Origin of the sequence: Serratia microhaemolytica (assembly GCF_004011885.1) — a bacterium.
Classification (GTDB): domain Bacteria; phylum Pseudomonadota; class Gammaproteobacteria; order Enterobacterales; family Enterobacteriaceae; genus Serratia_G; species Serratia_G microhaemolytica.
The window spans coordinates 1-15,816 of record NZ_SBEF01000050.1 but is presented as its reverse complement, the minus strand read 5'-3'; the positions used below and the strand labels follow the sequence as shown (position 1 = coordinate 15,816).

Annotated in this window: 16 protein-coding genes and 2 pseudogenes; 9 read left to right on the top strand and 9 right to left on the bottom strand. The window is 49.5% G+C overall.

Annotated features, from left to right (window positions below):
• Positions 1-86: 86 nt before the first annotated feature.
• The 7 genes from EOJ37_RS12965 (at position 87) to ypfH (ending at position 8,943) form a co-directional block, all read left to right on the top strand.
• Positions 87-635: a hypothetical protein gene (locus EOJ37_RS12965; protein WP_127960326.1), complete on the top strand. Its 549-nt coding sequence runs from the start codon at positions 87-89 to the stop codon at positions 633-635.
• 537 nt (positions 636-1,172) lie between these two features.
• A complete protein-coding gene (gene epd, locus EOJ37_RS12960; RefSeq protein WP_127960325.1) occupies positions 1,173-2,189 on the top strand; it encodes an erythrose-4-phosphate dehydrogenase in 1,017 nt (338 codons plus the stop codon).
• A gap of 206 nt (positions 2,190-2,395) precedes the next feature.
• A complete protein-coding gene (gene pgk / locus EOJ37_RS12955; RefSeq protein WP_127960324.1) occupies positions 2,396-3,559 on the top strand; it encodes a phosphoglycerate kinase in 1,164 nt (387 codons plus the stop codon).
• 173 nt (positions 3,560-3,732) lie between these two features.
• Positions 3,733-4,812, top strand: a complete 1,080-nt coding sequence (fbaA, locus tag EOJ37_RS12950) for a class II fructose-bisphosphate aldolase (RefSeq protein ID WP_127960323.1) — start codon at positions 3,733-3,735, stop codon at positions 4,810-4,812.
• 219 nt (positions 4,813-5,031) lie between these two features.
• A complete protein-coding gene (gene mscS / locus EOJ37_RS12945) occupies positions 5,032-5,901 on the top strand; it encodes a small-conductance mechanosensitive channel MscS (RefSeq protein ID WP_127960322.1) in 870 nt (289 codons plus the stop codon).
• 33 nt (positions 5,902-5,934) lie between these two features.
• Complete coding sequence (locus EOJ37_RS12940) at positions 5,935-7,980, top strand: tRNA(Met) cytidine acetyltransferase TmcA (RefSeq protein WP_127960321.1); 2,046 nt, start codon at positions 5,935-5,937, stop codon at positions 7,978-7,980.
• A gap of 297 nt (positions 7,981-8,277) precedes the next feature.
• The gene (gene ypfH / locus EOJ37_RS12935) at positions 8,278-8,943 is read left to right on the top strand and encodes an esterase (RefSeq protein WP_127960320.1); all 666 of its coding nucleotides are present in this window, start codon (positions 8,278-8,280) and stop codon (positions 8,941-8,943) included.
• 32 nt (positions 8,944-8,975) lie between these two features.
• Here ypfH and EOJ37_RS12930 read toward each other — a convergent pair whose 3' ends face one another.
• From EOJ37_RS12930 to EOJ37_RS12915, 4 genes are read right to left on the bottom strand one after another with little or no spacing between them, the layout of a single operon-like run.
• On the bottom strand, positions 8,976-9,146 hold the full coding sequence (locus EOJ37_RS12930; RefSeq protein ID WP_127960319.1) for a YpfN family protein: 171 nt from the start codon (positions 9,144-9,146) through the stop codon (positions 8,976-8,978).
• Positions 9,147-9,162: 16 nt separating this feature from the next.
• Positions 9,163-9,825, bottom strand: coding sequence for a M15 family metallopeptidase (locus tag EOJ37_RS12925; RefSeq protein ID WP_127960318.1), 663 nt, complete (start codon positions 9,823-9,825; stop codon positions 9,163-9,165).
• On the bottom strand, positions 9,822-10,949 hold the full coding sequence (gene dapE / locus EOJ37_RS12920) for a succinyl-diaminopimelate desuccinylase (RefSeq protein WP_127960317.1): 1,128 nt from the start codon (positions 10,947-10,949) through the stop codon (positions 9,822-9,824). The genes EOJ37_RS12925 and dapE overlap by 4 nt, the downstream gene beginning before the upstream one ends.
• Positions 10,946-11,311 (bottom strand): ArsC family reductase, encoded by a 366-nt coding sequence (locus tag EOJ37_RS12915; RefSeq protein ID WP_127960316.1) that lies wholly within the window; start codon positions 11,309-11,311, stop codon positions 10,946-10,948. Before EOJ37_RS12915 ends, dapE begins: the two co-directional genes overlap by 4 nt.
• Positions 11,312-11,500: 189 nt before the next feature.
• On the opposite strand from EOJ37_RS12915, the gene EOJ37_RS12910 reads away from it, so the two are divergent.
• On the top strand, positions 11,501-12,085 hold the full coding sequence (locus EOJ37_RS12910) for a GNAT family N-acetyltransferase (protein ID WP_127960315.1): 585 nt from the start codon (positions 11,501-11,503) through the stop codon (positions 12,083-12,085).
• Between the two features lie 2 nt (positions 12,086-12,087).
• Here EOJ37_RS12910 and EOJ37_RS12905 read toward each other — a convergent pair whose 3' ends face one another.
• The 4 genes and pseudogenes from EOJ37_RS12905 to EOJ37_RS12890 form a co-directional block, all read right to left on the bottom strand.
• Complete coding sequence (locus EOJ37_RS12905) at positions 12,088-12,876, bottom strand: sulfite exporter TauE/SafE family protein (protein ID WP_127960314.1); 789 nt, start codon at positions 12,874-12,876, stop codon at positions 12,088-12,090.
• 22 nt (positions 12,877-12,898) lie between these two features.
• Positions 12,899-13,327: a YeeE/YedE family protein gene (locus EOJ37_RS12900; protein ID WP_127960313.1), complete on the bottom strand. Its 429-nt coding sequence runs from the start codon at positions 13,325-13,327 to the stop codon at positions 12,899-12,901.
• A 13-nt stretch (positions 13,328-13,340) separates the two neighbouring features.
• Positions 13,341-13,769, bottom strand: a complete 429-nt coding sequence (locus EOJ37_RS12895; protein ID WP_127960312.1) for a YeeE/YedE family protein — start codon at positions 13,767-13,769, stop codon at positions 13,341-13,343.
• Between the two features lie 323 nt (positions 13,770-14,092).
• Positions 14,093-14,188, bottom strand: a pseudogene (locus EOJ37_RS12890) (IS5/IS1182 family transposase); the annotation flags it as partial.
• A 188-nt stretch (positions 14,189-14,376) separates the two neighbouring features.
• Here EOJ37_RS12890 and EOJ37_RS12885 point away from each other — a divergent pair.
• The gene (locus tag EOJ37_RS12885; protein ID WP_206194062.1) at positions 14,377-15,708 is read left to right on the top strand and encodes a hypothetical protein; all 1,332 of its coding nucleotides are present in this window, start codon (positions 14,377-14,379) and stop codon (positions 15,706-15,708) included.
• Here EOJ37_RS12885 and EOJ37_RS12880 read toward each other — a convergent pair.
• Positions 15,705-15,816: pseudogene (locus EOJ37_RS12880) on the bottom strand (IS5 family transposase); the annotation flags it as partial. The gene EOJ37_RS12885 and the pseudogene EOJ37_RS12880 sit on opposite strands and share 4 nt — an antisense overlap.

Below are 15,816 nucleotides of genomic sequence, written 5' to 3'. Positions count from 1 at the left end.
GCCCAAAATGAAAGAAGCCTATGCGATATTGTTGATGGAGAAATTTACTTATTACCTGAGGCAGCATCGATTATATACCCGCACACTTGGCATTATTTGAGTTTATAGAAATGAGGGGATCACTAAGCGCAATTATCGATTATGCTAAAAAAAGTGCGATTGCGCTTGGTGTTGAGTACGGTTTTGCACATTTAGAGATCATGCTAACCTCAAGAGGGCCGGTTCTGATCGAGCTAGGCGCTAGATTGCATGGCGGCATTGCGCCATTGGTGTTTGAACAATGTTATTCTGCCGGATTACTGTCAAGTGCCGTTGATTTATTAACCGGTCAATTAGAGATGTCTGCTACGCAATTAAAAAATAACGCTCGGATCATTTTTCTGATCAATGAAAAAGAGGGGGCTACTATCAACAACCATCAAATGTTACAACAACTGAAAGCGATAACTGGAGTCGGTGAAGTAAAGCTCTTTACACAACGAAACCAGAACATCCCTCTGACCACCGATTTATCCAACTGCCCCGCGATTGTCTCGATATTTTCTACCACCCGTGCTGGACTCGACACCTTAGAGCAGAGGGTGCGGGAAGTGTTTAAACAACAACTACAACCGAGCGTGAGCACTATGGTTTAACAGCAGAGGGCTGTGGTATTGGAAAAAACGGCCAACGGATTATCTTGAGCAGCAACACAATGTTAGCCGTTTTTTGTTACTAACTACTGTTATTGCTCGGCGGTACTTGCTAATTACTATCTGGCTACACAGTCAACTTTCTTCTTCAACCACCACATAAGCAGCACAAAAACTGAGCCAGATCATAGTAAAAGCTTATCAAACACCCATCAGCGACAGTTCCAGTTTCTTTTATACACCTTTTGCTTTATTCTCAATTGAAACGGTTCAGCTTTTGCGATATCAAGCTGATAACCGGCAACAGATAATGCTACTGCTTGAACTCATGCTGCAGTTATCTGAATCATGATCTCTGAGCGCAAAACGTGTAATCGCGCCACCGTCAAGAACAAGGCCAGTAGCGATAATTTTAAAGAATAATTTAATGCATAGTGTCACTGTAACGGGTAGGCTAACTCACTCAAGACAAAATGATCAGCCTGTGTTGGTCAGTACCATATTGCACCAGACAGGGGTAACCCGTTTTCAGGGAGTGGCATGACTATTCGCATAGCAATAAACGGCTTTGGCCGTATTGGCCGCAGTGTGTTACGCGCACTATATGAGTCAGGGCGGCGCAGTGAAATTTCGGTAGTAGCGATCAATGAGTTGGCTAATGCTGAAGGTATCGCACATCTGTTGAAGTATGACACCAGCCACGGCCGTTTTGCCTGGGATGTGCAACAGCGTGACGGCATGTTGATTGTTGGTGAGGATCAGATCCAGTTGTTGCATCAGGCAACACTGGCTGGGCTACCTTGGCAGCAACTGGCTGTCGATGTCGTGCTTGACTGTAGCGGTGTCTACGGCAGTAGGGAAGATGGCTTGGCACATCTGCGTGCTGGGGCGAAAAAAGTGCTTTTCGCTCATCCTGGCAGCAGTGATCTTGATGCGACCATTGTGTTTGGTGTCAATCACCAGTCTCTACGCGCTGAACACCGGTTGGTTTCCAACGCCTCTTGTACCACAAACTGTATTATTCCCATCATCAAGCTGCTTGATGATGCTTACTGTATTGAATCGGGCACGGTGACAACCATCCACGCATCAATGAATGATCAGCAAGTTATCGATGCCTATCATCAGGATTTGCGCCGTACTCGCGCAGCGAGCCAGTCAATTATTCCGGTCGATACCAAATTGGCGGCAGGTATCACACGCATTTTCCCGCAATTTTGTGACCGTTTTGAAGCCATTTCAGTGCGAGTCCCTACTATAAACGTCACAGCGATTGATCTGAGTGTCAGTGTGCGCACCAAAGTACAGGTAGCAGAGGTCAACCAGTTGTTGCGGCAGGGCGCACAAGCGACATTTCGTGGTATAGTTGACTACACAGAACTGCCATTGGTTTCTAGCGATTTTAATCACGATCCGCACAGTGCCATTGTCGATGGCACCCAGACGCGGGTAAGTGGACAACACCTGATCAAGACATTGGTCTGGTGTGATAATGAATGGGGCTTTGCTAACCGTATGTTGGATACAACTCGGGCAATGGTCGCCAGCGGTTTCTAGTAGGGTGCAGTCGATAGGCCAGCGTGATTGCTGGCCTGTTGTTTGTGCCAGTTAGGCAACTTTTATCCCTAAAAAATCTGCTGTTACAGAGAGCCCGCAGCGCCGGGTAGCTGCCTCAGTGAAATGGCTCAGCTAGCTAAACGGTGTTAGCGCTTTATAGCAGTAGGTGATAATGGGATATCGAGAATCAACCAAGAGGGTTCACCATGTCTGTAATAAAGATGACTGATCTGGATTTGGCTGGCAAACGTGTACTGATCCGTTCTGATCTGAACGTGCCAGTTAAAGAGGGGAAAGTGACTTCCGATGCACGTATCCGTGCTTCCCTACCCACCATTGAAGCCGCACTGAAACAAGGCGCGCGTGTGATGGTAACTTCTCACCTCGGGCGCCCCACTGAAGGTGAATACAATGAAGAATTCTCGCTGTTACCGGTAGTCAATTACCTTAAAGAACATCTGAAATCGCCAGTGCGGTTGGCAAAAGATTATCTTGATGGCGTCGATGTTGCGGTGGGTGAACTGGTAGTGCTTGAAAACGTCCGTTTCAACAAGGGCGAAAAGAAAGATGATGAAGCGCTATCAAAAAAATACGCAGCACTGTGTGATGTTTATGTTATGGATGCTTTTGGCACTGCACACCGCGCCCAAGCGTCAACACACGGCGTCGGTCGTTTTGCTCCAGTGGCGTGTGCTGGCCCGCTGTTATCAGCAGAGCTTGAAGCACTGGGTAAGGCGCTAGGCAATCCTGCCCGGCCAATGGTGGCGATTGTCGGTGGTTCAAAAGTTTCCACTAAACTGACTGTTCTCGATTCACTGTCTAAAATTGCCGATCAACTGATCGTCGGTGGTGGTATTGCCAACACCTTTGTCGCGGCCCAAGGGCATAATGTCGGCCAGTCGCTCTATGAAGCGGATTTGATCCCAGAAGCACAAAAACTGCTGGCAAGTTGTGATATTCCAGTACCTACCGATGTGCGCGTAGCCACTGAATTTTCTGAAACGGCAACCGCAACGCTGAAAAATAGTGATCAGATCCAGAGCCATGAACAGATCCTCGATCTGGGCGATGTCTCGGCTGAACGCTTGGCCAATATCCTTAAACAGGCGAAAACTATCCTGTGGAATGGCCCGGTCGGCGTGTTTGAGTTCCCGAATTTCCGCAAGGGCACCGAGGTTGTGGCTCGTGCGATCGCCGACAGTGACGCTTTCTCGATTGCAGGTGGCGGTGATACTTTGGCTGCTATCGATCTTTTTGGTATCGCAGATAAAATCTCCTATATTTCTACCGGTGGCGGTGCTTTCCTCGAGTTTGTTGAGGGTAAACAGCTACCGGCGGTGGTAATGCTGGAAGAGCGCGCGAAGCAGTAACTTCACGCCTCTTAGCGGGCAGTGCTGGCGTATTTGTTCAGTGATTGTCCTTTCACACCAAGCTGTTGGTATTGCAGCCGACAGCCTGGTGGCAACATGAATGGCTTTTTTATTCTTCCCGTTGCTGGCTATGGCGCGGGGCAACGTATGGCAACGAAATAGGACAAAGCGAGATGTCTAAAATTTTTGATTTTGTAAAACCGGGCGTTATCTCAGGTGATGATGTTCAGAAAGTATTCGCAGTTGCCAAAGAGCATAAATTTGCGCTGCCAGCCGTCAACTGTGTTGGCACTGACTCAATCAATGCGGTGCTGGAAACAGCGGCGAAAGTGCGCGCACCGGTGATTATCCAGTTCTCAAATGGTGGCGGTTCATTTATTGCTGGTAAAGGGATAAAGAGTGATGTGCCGCAAGGCGCGGCGATTATCGGAGCCATTTCAGGCGCCCACCACGTCCACCAGGTTGCCGAGCACTACGGTGTGCCAGTGATCTTACATACCGACCACTGTGCCAAAAAGCTGCTGCCGTGGCTCGATGGGCTACTTGAAGCGGGTGAAAAACACTTTGCTGCCACAGGGAAGCCTCTGTTCTCTTCACACATGATCGACCTGTCTGAAGAGTCACTGGAAGAGAACATTGAGATTTGCAGCCGCTATCTGGCGCGGATGTCCAAGATTGGCGTCACACTGGAAATCGAACTGGGTTGTACCGGCGGAGAGGAAGATGGCGTAGACAACAGCCACATGGACGCCTCATCACTCTATACACAGCCCGAAGATGTTAACTACGCCTATGAAAAGTTGAGTGCCATCAGCCCACGCTTTACCATCGCAGCCTCATTTGGCAATGTACACGGTGTTTATAAGCCAGGTAACGTCAAGTTGACACCGACCATTTTGCGCGACTCGCAAGAGTATGTCGCCAAAAAACACCAACTGGCACATAACCCGCTCGATTTTGTCTTCCACGGCGGCTCAGGTTCTACACCTGAAGAGATCAAAGAAGCAGTCAGCTACGGTGTGGTAAAAATGAACATCGATACCGACACCCAATGGGCGACCTGGGAAGGGGTACTCGGTTACTACAAAAAGAACGAAGCCTATCTGCAAGGTCAACTGGGTAACCCAGAAGGCGAAGATAAGCCAAATAAAAAGTACTATGACCCAAGAGTCTGGTTACGTGCAGCACAAGTTACCATGATTAACCGTCTGGAACAGGCATTTAAAGAGTTGAATGCCATCGACGTACTGTAATTTTGCTGTTCTTGTAAAGTTCTCTGTGCGACTGGTAGTGTGACTGCCAGTCGCATTTGCATCACGCCATGCCAACATCAGTGTTATCTGATCAACAGCGTTTAACGCGCCACTCTTGAGCTGTTTTTCATCAGTCGCGCTGACAGCCTTTTGATTAAAAAACACTCATCATCTTACCCTGCCAAGAAGGGAAGTTATATTGGTAACGAGGAGCCTTCCATGAAAGAACTAAACATTATGCAAGACATTAATAATGCAAGTAGTTGGCTGATCAATCATCAGGACTTATTACTGCAATACGCCGTCAATCTGGTTATTGCGCTGATTATTTGTATCGTCGGTGTGATTATTGCGCGCATTGTCAGTAATGCACTACTGCGAGTGATGAAGTTGCGTAATATCGATGCCACTGTGGCACATTTTCTTGCTGCTATCGCACGCTATGCCATTCTCGCCTTTACGCTGATGGCGGTATTGGGGCGTCTCGGCGTGCAAACCGCTTCGGTGATCGCGGTATTAGGTGCCGCAGGTTTGGCGGTTGGTCTGGCACTGCAAGGCTCACTGTCAAACTTTGCTGCTGGCGTCCTGCTGGTGGCTTTCCGCCCGTTACGTGCCGGTGAATTTGTCGATCTTGGCGGCATTGCCGGCACAGTCGACCAAGTGCAGATCTTTTCTACCACCTTACGCACACCTGACAACAAAATTATCGTGGTACCGAATGCCAAAATTATTGCTGGCAACATTATCAATTTCTCGCGTGAATCAACACGCCGAGTCGATATTGTGGTCGGTGTTGCTTATAACACCGATATCGATTTAGTGAAAAAAGTACTCGGCGATGTAATTGCTGCCGATAAACGGATCATTCATGACAAAGGCGTGACTGTACGTTTAAACGAGATGGCTGCTTCCTCGCTCAATTTTGCTACCCGCTGCTGGACAACCACTGATGAGTTCTGGAATGTCTATTTTGATCTAATGGAGAACTTCAAGCGCCAATTAGATGCAAATCAGATCAACATCCCTTACCCGCAAATGGATGTGCATCTGCGCCATATCAATCAATCTAGTGATAATAATCGGCAGTAACTGTCAATAATCCGGGATCATCTAGCGCCGCCAATGTTACAGCAAATGCAGCAACAGATGCAGCGGCAGGGGATCCGGCGGCTGCTGGTCCTCAGCGGTGAAGCGCACTGGTGTCAAACGCAGGCAGCACAACTGGCTGCGTCACTTAGTGGTGATTGGGTCTGGATTGGTGAACGGTCACCGATTGCCAGCGAAGCCATTGCCAGCAATAAGGTTCACACCTTATTGGGGCAACAACGCTTACACGCCATCTTTGATGCCACTCACCAACTGAATGTCGAAGCATTAGCGCAACTTTGCGGCACATTACGTGCTGGTAGCTGGTTGCTGCTCCTGGTGCCAAGTTGGCAGCAGTGGCAACAACAGCCGGACGCCGACAGCATCCGCTGGAGCGATTGTCAGCAACCGATCGCAACCCCACACTTTATCCAGCATTTTCAGCAACAGTTACTGCAAGACAGCGAAGTGGCGATCTGGCGACAGGGTGAAACCCTGTCTTTGCCAGTGCTGCCACCAAGAGCAGATTGGACACTGCCGCAAGGCACTGCCAGCGCTGAACAACAACGGATCCTGTCCCAACTGCTGGCAGCAGAGCGCGGTATCTGGGTATTAACCGGCGCGCGCGGGCGTGGTAAATCCAGTTTGGCTGGAATGCTGATCGCACAGAGTCGAACGCAGTGTTGGATCACGGGGCCAAGCCGTGTGGCAACAGAGGTTGCCTGCCAATGGGCAGAAGGCAAAGCACATTTTTGGCCACCCGATGCGCTGTTACAGCATTGTGCTGAACGGACAATCAGCGGGATTGACTGGTTACTGATTGACGAAGCAGCGGCGATACCAATTCCACTCCTACAGCAATTAATCAGCCACTTCCCGCGCGTACTGTTAATGAGCACGGTACAGGGTTATGAGGGAACCGGACGTGGATTTCTGCTGAAGTTTTGTGCTGCACTGCCACACTGGCAACCGTTGACTCTCAACCAACCGATGCGCTGGGCTGCCGGTGATGCACTGGAGCGGGTGATCGACAATCTACTGTTATTCGATCAAACAATTGATTGTACTGCGGACACTCAGCCAGTCTCGATCGAGACGCTGGCACAAGCGCAACTGTGTGCGAGTCAGCCACTGTTGCAACAATTCTATGCGCTGCTATGCAGTGCCCACTATCGCACCTCACCACTCGATTTGCGCCGCCTGATGGATGCGCCAGGAATGCATTTTGCCTGTGCTCGTGCTGATCAGCAGTTGATTGCCGCATTGTGGCTAGTGGAAGAGGGTGGAATAGACCAAGCACTGGCGCATGAAGTTTGGGCCGGGCGCAGAAGGCCAAGGGGCAATCTGGTGGCACAGTCACTGGCCGCACACAGTGGCCAGTGGTGGGCACCCACGCTGCGTTCGCGCCGCATTACCCGTGTCGCCGTATTGCCAAACTGGCGTCAACGTGGCATAGCCAGCGCATTGATCAAACAGCAGCAACAGCAAGCGACAGACCTGGATTTTTTATCGGTCAGTTTTGGTTATAGCGCCGAGCTATGGCATTTTTGGCAACAGTGCGGCTTTAAACTGGTACGTCTTGGCAATAGGCTAGAAGCCAGCAGCGGCTGTTATACCGCAATGGCACTACTGCCACTCAGTGCTGCCGGTGAGCAGCTATGCCGCGCGGCACATCAACAGTGGTCACGTGACCGTTATTGGTTAACACCGAGTACTGAGCGGGTGCCAGATCACTACCAAGATCAGCAGACCCTCACTGAAGAAGATTGGCGCGAGCTGGCCGGTTTTGCTTTTGCTCACCGGCCATTAGTGGCAAGCTGGGCAGCATTGCAACGTTTGCTGCTGCTGACAACGCTACCCTGCACAACGTTACGCGACCACCTGCAACAGCAAAAAACGATTGCACAGTGCATTACACAATACATCACCAGCCATCAACAATCGTCAGATGCTCCGTTAACCGGGCAGAAAGCACTGCTACGCCATTGGCGCCAACAGGTAGCGCAGGCATTACAGCAACTCGATCACGCACGTTGCCAACAATGGCTCACCTGGTCACAACTGGGTAGCGGATGGCAATAAGCTGACTGCTTTAAAACCCCACCCTAACCCTCCCCGTAGTAAGGGGAGGGGACAGTCTAGCACCTTCCCTTGTGACACAGGACAAACACACGAACATGCATTTTTATACGCACTTAAATCAATAAATTGAATATTATTAGTCAATAATCGGGTAAAAACGTTCATGCGTTTGCCTTGGTTCAGGGTACGAGCGCCCACCTCGCCAGGTACGATTTGTGCTACTGGTTTGGACACTGACAACAGCGCGCCCTATGATGTTCAACCGCATTTCATGTCAACAACACTCAAGGTATCAACATGCAACATGACTCTTTGATTATCCAGCGTCCCGCCGATGGCGCCAAACAGCTATTCCTGCTATTTCATGGGTTTGGTGATGATCTAACCAGTATGCAACCGATTGGCAAGGCGTTAGCCAGCCACTTTCCACATGCGCTGATTGTCAGCATCGCTGCACCGACAAAATGTGAAAATGGTCAAGGTGGGCAGTGGTTTTCGCTACAGGGGATCAACGATGCCAACCGATTGATGCGGGTCACCGAAGCGATACCTCAATTTATCAGCAAGATACGAGAGTGGCAGCAGCAGAGTGGCGTTAGTGCCGCCGCCACTGCGTTGCTCGGTTTCTCCCAAGGTGCAACGCTGTCACTACAAGCCCTCGCGAGTGAACCCGAGCTAGCTGGACGCGTGGTTGCCTTGGCCGGGCGCTTTGCCCAGTGGGCCGATTTTCTGCCCACTGACAGCGTGATCCACCTGATTCACGGTGCGCAAGATACGCTAATCCCACTGCAACACGTCCAGACAGCCTTAACCGAACTGCAAGCACAGGGAAGAGATATCACATTAGACATTGCCGATGACATTGGCCATAGCGTCAATCAGCAAATGCTTGATCTGATGTGTCAGCGCTTAGGAAGTTACATACCACAGCGTTACTGGCAGCAAGCTTATCAGCAGAGCTAAGGCTGTATTTTGCGCAACGGGCAGAACAGGGGCTAATCCTGCTCCTGATCCCACTTGGCATTATTATCGCGATGAGGCGGCAACGTTGGCTTATTGGCGAGATACTTACGATGATCAAGGCGAGTAAGCGCCTTGATGTTGTTAATAAATATCCCCACCAACAGCACCAGAATGATCCACCAGTAGTCAGCCAAAAAAGCCATCGTTAACCCTCAAAAGTTAGCCCTGAAGAAAGCGTGGTAATAGGGTGGCAAGATTTGCCGCCAACCACGACTGACCCGCGATCTGTTTACCCTGCCAGCTTGCCAACAATAGCTCGGGCGTTAACTGCTTTACTAACTGCTGTGCCAATGGACGATAGCTGAGGTGCCAAGGCTCAATCGCAACACCACCGCGATCTTCACTAAATGGGCGATAAAAATCAAACTCCGCCATATGTACATCCAGCCACTGGGTTAAAGCATAAAAATAGCCACCTTGCTGATACTCCCAAGGCTCCAGTTGCAACTTTTTCCCCGGCGGAAGTAACGACGGATCATAGACATCCAAATCAGTGCCCCAATGGTGGCGACTTGCGCCCGGCAAGGCTGACCAGTGCAGGATCGCTTCACAACGTTCAGCGACCGACAGCGCCGAGAGATCTATCGGCTGGCTATTCTTATCCAATACTGGCCGCTTACCCTCGAACTTTTCGTTCCAAATCAGTTGCTGGCGTTGAAAATCACGAAACGTACTGGCCGGTTGCAAATTAAAACCAGCGCTAGCAGCGGCCTGTTGCATAGCACGAAACGCGCTCACCACCGCCGGTTGCAGCCGATGATTACCGGCTAGCGTACTCAGATGAGCGGTTGAACAGCCGGTCAGCATCTCAGCGGTGATCATGCAATTAACTGCTCCATGATGCGCTGATACATACGGCTGAGCAATTGCAGATCACCTGCATCAACACACTCATTGACTTTATGAATAGTGGCATTAACCGGCCCCAACTCCACCACTTGCGCGCCCATTTGCGCAATAAACCGGCCATCGGAAGTGCCGCCAGTGGTTAATAGCTGTGGAGTAATTTCCGTGTAGTGCGCAACAGCATTGACCACTGCATCAACCAGCTCACCGCGCGCAGTCAGAAAAGGTTGCCCTGATAACTGCCACTCAATGCTATAACGCAGCCCATGACGATCAAGCAACTGCTGCACACGCTGTTTGATCAGTTCATCGGTCAGTTCAGTACTGAAGCGGAAGTTGAATTGCACCAACCACTCGCCCGGGATCACATTATTGCTGCCAGTACCCGCTTGCATATTGGCAATTTGCATACTGGTGGGTGGGAAAAACGCGTTACCATGATCCCAAACGGTATTCACCAGTTCATTGATCGCTGGCAGCGCGCGATGGATCGGATTATCGGCCAAATGAGGGTAAGCGACATGCCCCTGAGTACCGTGGATCCGCAAATTGGCGGTAATCGAGCCACGACGGCCATTTTTTACCACATCACCAACACGTTGCGTGCTTGAAGGTTCACCAACCAGGCAGTAGTCCAAACGCTCATTACGCGCCATCAACGCCTCGACCACCTTAACGGTGCCATCTGTCGCGCTCGCCTCCTCATCGGAAGTGATCAGAAATGCCAACCGGCCTTTATGATCAGGGTTGGCATGAACGAAGCGCTCCGCCGCAACCAGCATCGCAGCCAAAGCACCTTTCATATCAGCAGCACCGCGCCCATAAAGAATGCCGTCGCGGATGACCGGATCAAACGGTGGTGTCTGCCAATCAGCCAGATTACCGGCCGGTACAACATCAGTGTGACCAGCAAACGCCAAGGTAGTACCTTCACCTCGCCAAGCCCAGAAGTTCTGTGTATCAGCAAAATTCATTGTTTCAACAGTAAAACCGAGAGCTTGCAAGCGGGCAATCATAATTGCCTGGCAACCGTTATCATCTGGACTGAGCGAAGGGCGTTTAATTAATTGTTGTGCCAGCTCAATAACAGGGCAAATCATAGTGTGACCTCAGAGATAAATTGTTGGTAACTTTGCTCGCTAAAACCCAATAGCGCCTTCTGGTTACCATCGTAGAGTAGGGGACGTTTGATGATCGCGGGTTGCGCTAACATCAAAGCGACAGCACTTTCAGCACTGTTGCAGCCATCGCGTTGCGTCTGCTCCAGTTTTCGCCAGGTTGTCCCTTTGGTGTTCAACAGTGCTTGCCAGCCAACCAAGTGAATAATATCAAGCAGTAGTTGCTCACTTAGACCATCAACACGATAATCGTGAAATTGATAGGCGACACCTTGCTGTTCCAGCCAACGACGGGCTTTTTTAATCGTGTCACAATTTTTAATGCCGTACATGGTCAGTGTCATAGTAGAAACCTGCGTTATCAAAATCATTGAGGGCGCCAATGATATACCGTTATGAGATAAATTTGCATCGGTGATTGAAGAGTGACGCCATCCGTGGTTCGATGACGCACAATCAGATCGGTTTTAGCACACTGTTATTGATGCAGCCCATAGGCTCAACCTGCCTGAACCAACACAGGAAAACCAGCCATGTCACTGGAAACAAATAGATTGATTTTACGCCAATGGTGCAATCAAGATTATCCCTTGTATGCAAAACTCACGGCTGATACTGATGTGATGCGTTACTTCCCTGCCTGTTTATCCGCCGAACAGAGTTTTGCCCAAGCGACAACACTGAGCAATAAAATCGCTGAGCGAGGCTGGGGATTTTGGGCAGTAGAACTCAAACAGAGTGGTGAGTTTATCGGATTTATCGGGCTAAACCCGATCGATGCAAGCAGTGGCATTCCTCATGCACCGATGATTGAGATCGGCTGGCGCCTTATGGCGTCACATTGGGGAAGAGGCTATGCCACCGAAGGTGCGGCACGCGCGCTCGAATACGCCTTCGAGGTGTTACATGCAGCAGAAATCTACGCCTTTACTGCATTAGTCAACCGGCCTTCACAACGCGTTATGGTGAAATTGGCAATGTGCAACACCGGGGAAGATTTCAATCATCCAGCACTGCCAGCAGAACATCCACTGGCTCATCACTGCCTATTTCGCCTCAGCCGTGAAGCCTGGCTTCGTCGCAATGCTGCTCATTCTAATCAAACCGACATTGGCTAAAATCAATCAACAAGCACAACATCAACCACCATACCGAGTGCGACCAAGATCAATAACCAGGCAAAACCGGTCTGTACCCGCGTCTCCGACAATCGCTGATTAAGTTGGCGACCACACCACATACCGGTCAGCACACTCAACACAAACCAGAGCGTAAAAGGCAAGGGGAGCTCGGCACCCTGTAGCAACGCAGTAACAATCGCGCTGCTACTGAGCAACGCCACCACCATCAGCGAAGTGGCAATACAGCTATTAATCGATAACGGCGAAAACTGACGCAACAACGGAACCAGGATAAAACCACCACCGACCGCTAATAAGCCGGTCATTAACCCACTAAAAGCACCAAAAGAGAGAAACAGCAACCAAGTGGTACCACTCCAGACAAAACGCTGGCGCTGCTGATCAAGCCTGAGTGGGTAACGCTGATTAACGGTAGTTTCCGGGCTGGAGAGTAAGCGCCAAGCTGCCAGCAGCATTGCCAGCGCAAACAGTAACGTTAACAATAACACCGAAGTTCGTTGGGCAAGCCAAGAGCCGAATGCCACCATTGGCAAGCCAGCAAGCACCATCACCAGTGCGGCCCGATAGCGCACCAGTGCTCTGCGCCAAGCCTCAATCACCCCCAACGTTGCACCACTGGCAACCGCCAATAGCGCAACCGGTGCTGCCTGTTGTGGTGACCAGCCCAAGCAAAACATCAGTGTTGGCAGCGCTAAAATGGCACCACCGGCACCGGTGATACCGAGTAACATACCAATCACAACGGCCAACAACAGCGCGATAACCATCCCTCTTCCCCATAGCGCGTGACTAGCGGTTCGCTTTACTATGACATTTTTCTAGCTGCTCAAACAGTATCATCCCCATCAGCATTGCAGCCACAAACAGCAATCCGCGACTGTTTCCGGCACCGAGCAATACCAGTGCTGGGCCTGGGCAGATACCGGCCAACCCCCAGCCAATACCAAACAACAACGCTCCGCCGATCAGGCGTTTATTGACCTGTTGCTGAGTCGGCAAATTGATCGGTGTACCACAGAACGAATTTTTACGCCGCTTAGCCACACGGAAAGCAAAAAAACCGACACTGATCGCCCCACCCATGACAAATGCCAGTGAAGGATCCCAAACCCGGGTAATATCCAAAAAGCCGATCACTTTGGCAGGATTTGCCATTCCACTGATCAATAAGCCAAAGCCAAATATCAGCCCAGCGAGTAACGCAAAAAACAGATTCATCACAGCCCCCTGATTATGCAATAGCGCCCATTAGCCAAACCGTCACAAACGCTGCCGTCATAAAGACGCCAGTGGCAACCAACGAGCGTAAAGAGAGGCGTGACAAACCACACACCCCGTGACCACTGGTACAGCCTGAACCGTAGCGTGTACCCAGGCCGACCAACAAACCCGCAACAATAATGATTGGCCAAGACGTGTTGATTTCACTGCTAGGCAGCGGACGGAACAACGCATAAACCATCGGTGACAAGACAAGGCCGAGCAGAAAAGCGATACGCCATGCGCGATCAGAAGTTTGCAGTGACAGCAGCCCACCGAGTATGCCGCTGATACCCGCAATGCGACCACAGAATAGCAACAGTATCGAAGCGGCAGCACCAATCAGTAAGCCACCGATAAAGCTCAATAACGGCGTAAATTGTAGGGTGTCAATGGTCATGAGTGACGACTCCAGTTTCATCTTGTAGGTAATAGCGTTGATATAAAGTATTAAGCAACACCGGCACCTTGGCATCGGTAATTTGGTAAAAAAAATCTACTGACACTCACAACCTATGTCGCTCACTGTTGACAACAGCATACCGTCAAGCGCTGTAACAGGGTAGGGTAGCAATATCGCAGCTAAGTAAAGCAATTTGTTTGAGGTGTCGATGATGAGGGGGAATGAATAGACTTGTAGCCTATCTCAATAGGTCTTTATTCCAGACAATCAGAGCACAGACAAGTAAACCGCGCAAAGACACCTGCATCATGCCATTTCTAGAAGTGGTGATGCGCTGAACTGGATGAACCTATCCCCGTCGCATTGAGTGCATTCCATTGGTACTCCGTCCTCAGAACGAAAATTATCACTTTTAACATGACTTACTATTTTATGGTTTTTCATCTACAACTACTCAATAGTCCAACTAACAGGTATGTTACTGACTAGTTAATGTTGCTTCTCATCGGAATGCGCTTTCCCTATGGGAAACCATGAACAAACTCTGTAAAAATTTAATTATATATTAGTACTTTACACTAAGATTCTTGGGGGTCGTCTTGAAATGGCAAATAAGAAAAAACTGAGTAATCCATTCTCTACTGGCGGTGGTGGTTTTCGTTTTGAGGCCCGTATTCAGGCATCGTTTGTTGTTCTAATGCTTACTGGTGGACATGCTCCCTCTCTTCCTTGCTGGCCTATTGTGAAAATCATGCTGCAAGGAAAAATTGACGGCTTTAATACTGATGATCTTATTGTTGTTGTAGAGGACCAAGTTAGCAAGGAGCAGCGGAAACTCCTTGGACAGATTAAGCACTCCATCAAGATCACACAAGGTGACACCACATTTGGTGAGGTGATACAGGCTGCCTGGAATGATTTTAATAATCCCAGCGTGTTTAATCGCAATAAAGATGTCATTGCTCTGATTACCGGACCACTTAGTCAGACTGATACACACAATGTGAGGTGGTTGCTGGACCAGGCTAGGCATACCCAAAATGTTGACGAATTTTTCAGAAACGTCCAACAAGCAAAATTTAGCCCATCCCAAAGTAGCGAAAAGCTAAAGGCCATTCAGCACCACTTGAAAGCAGCAAATAACGGTAATGATGTTTCACACGACGAACTCTATGAGTTCCTGAATCACTACCACTTGCTTGGTTACGATCTAGATAAAGAACAAGGAGTTGTTCTGTCTCTATTACATTCCCACATTTCCCAATTTCATCAGACATCTCCTCATTGGGTATGGCCACGGATTGTTGATACGGTGCAAACATGGAACCAAGATGGCGGTACGATCACGACTGACAGGCTACCAGGTGACCTTCTGGAACTATTTAAACAAAAACCCGTTTTTCAAATCCCCAAACAACTCATTGCGGTACACGAGAAATCTACCGTGGATTGGGCCAATCATCCAGATGCCAGCTATCTAGCCTTTGCTGTGCTGATTGGTTCTTGGCAAGACCAAAATCAATGCGATATTGACGTAGTCACCCAACTATTTGGTATCAGCTATGATGAATGGCTGAGGAAAGCAAGAGAAATATTACACTCTCCTGATAGTCCGTTAACTCTCAGAAATGGTATTTGGGCAGTGGTTAATCGAGCTGAGCTTTGGCGTTTACTAGGATCACGCATCCTTGATCCGAACCTGAATACCTTTAAATCACTCGCGATTACCATCTTGAGAGAGCCAGATCCCGCGTTTGATCTTCCCGTAGAACAGCGATATGCCGCAGCTATTTATAATAAAGTGTTGAAATACTCAACTGTGTTGCGAAAGGGTATTGCTGAAGGGTTAGCAATACTGGGAAGCCAGCCTGAGCCTTGCCGCCATTGCTCACCTAACAAAGTGGAAGTGACATGCACACTAGGCTGTGTCCCTTAACCCAATAACCGCTTTAAAAACAACCGAACAGAGCCTAATTTAAGCATGCAAAGGTAATTTCTGGCGGTTTTCTCCGAGCGAGTGGCAATGCGACGATGTTCTTTTAAC

What these genes read in the sequence shown, in the direction of transcription:
- epd (WP_127960325.1), top strand. Translation starts at nt 1,173, where the DNA reads ATGACTATTCGCATAGCAATAAACGGCTTTGGCCGTATTGGCCGCAGT.
- pgk (WP_127960324.1), top strand. Translation starts at nt 2,396, where the DNA reads ATGTCTGTAATAAAGATGACTGATCTGGATTTGGCTGGCAAACGTGTA.
- fbaA (WP_127960323.1), top strand. Translation starts at nt 3,733, where the DNA reads ATGTCTAAAATTTTTGATTTTGTAAAACCGGGCGTTATCTCAGGTGAT.
- mscS (WP_127960322.1), top strand. Translation starts at nt 5,032, where the DNA reads ATGAAAGAACTAAACATTATGCAAGACATTAATAATGCAAGTAGTTGG.
- EOJ37_RS12940 (WP_127960321.1), top strand. Translation starts at nt 5,935, where the DNA reads ATGTTACAGCAAATGCAGCAACAGATGCAGCGGCAGGGGATCCGGCGG.
- ypfH (WP_127960320.1), top strand. Translation starts at nt 8,278, where the DNA reads ATGCAACATGACTCTTTGATTATCCAGCGTCCCGCCGATGGCGCCAAA.
- EOJ37_RS12930 (WP_127960319.1), bottom strand. Translation starts at nt 9,146, where the DNA reads ATGGCTTTTTTGGCTGACTACTGGTGGATCATTCTGGTGCTGTTGGTG.
- EOJ37_RS12925 (WP_127960318.1), bottom strand. Translation starts at nt 9,825, where the DNA reads ATGATCACCGCTGAGATGCTGACCGGCTGTTCAACCGCTCATCTGAGT.
- dapE (WP_127960317.1), bottom strand. Translation starts at nt 10,949, where the DNA reads ATGATTTGCCCTGTTATTGAGCTGGCACAACAATTAATTAAACGCCCT.
- EOJ37_RS12915 (WP_127960316.1), bottom strand. Translation starts at nt 11,311, where the DNA reads ATGACACTGACCATGTACGGCATTAAAAATTGTGACACGATTAAAAAA.
- EOJ37_RS12910 (WP_127960315.1), top strand. Translation starts at nt 11,501, where the DNA reads ATGTCACTGGAAACAAATAGATTGATTTTACGCCAATGGTGCAATCAA.
- EOJ37_RS12905 (WP_127960314.1), bottom strand. Translation starts at nt 12,876, where the DNA reads ATGGTTATCGCGCTGTTGTTGGCCGTTGTGATTGGTATGTTACTCGGT.
- EOJ37_RS12900 (WP_127960313.1), bottom strand. Translation starts at nt 13,327, where the DNA reads ATGAATCTGTTTTTTGCGTTACTCGCTGGGCTGATATTTGGCTTTGGC.
- EOJ37_RS12895 (WP_127960312.1), bottom strand. Translation starts at nt 13,769, where the DNA reads ATGACCATTGACACCCTACAATTTACGCCGTTATTGAGCTTTATCGGT.
- EOJ37_RS12885 (WP_206194062.1), top strand. Translation starts at nt 14,377, where the DNA reads ATGGCAAATAAGAAAAAACTGAGTAATCCATTCTCTACTGGCGGTGGT.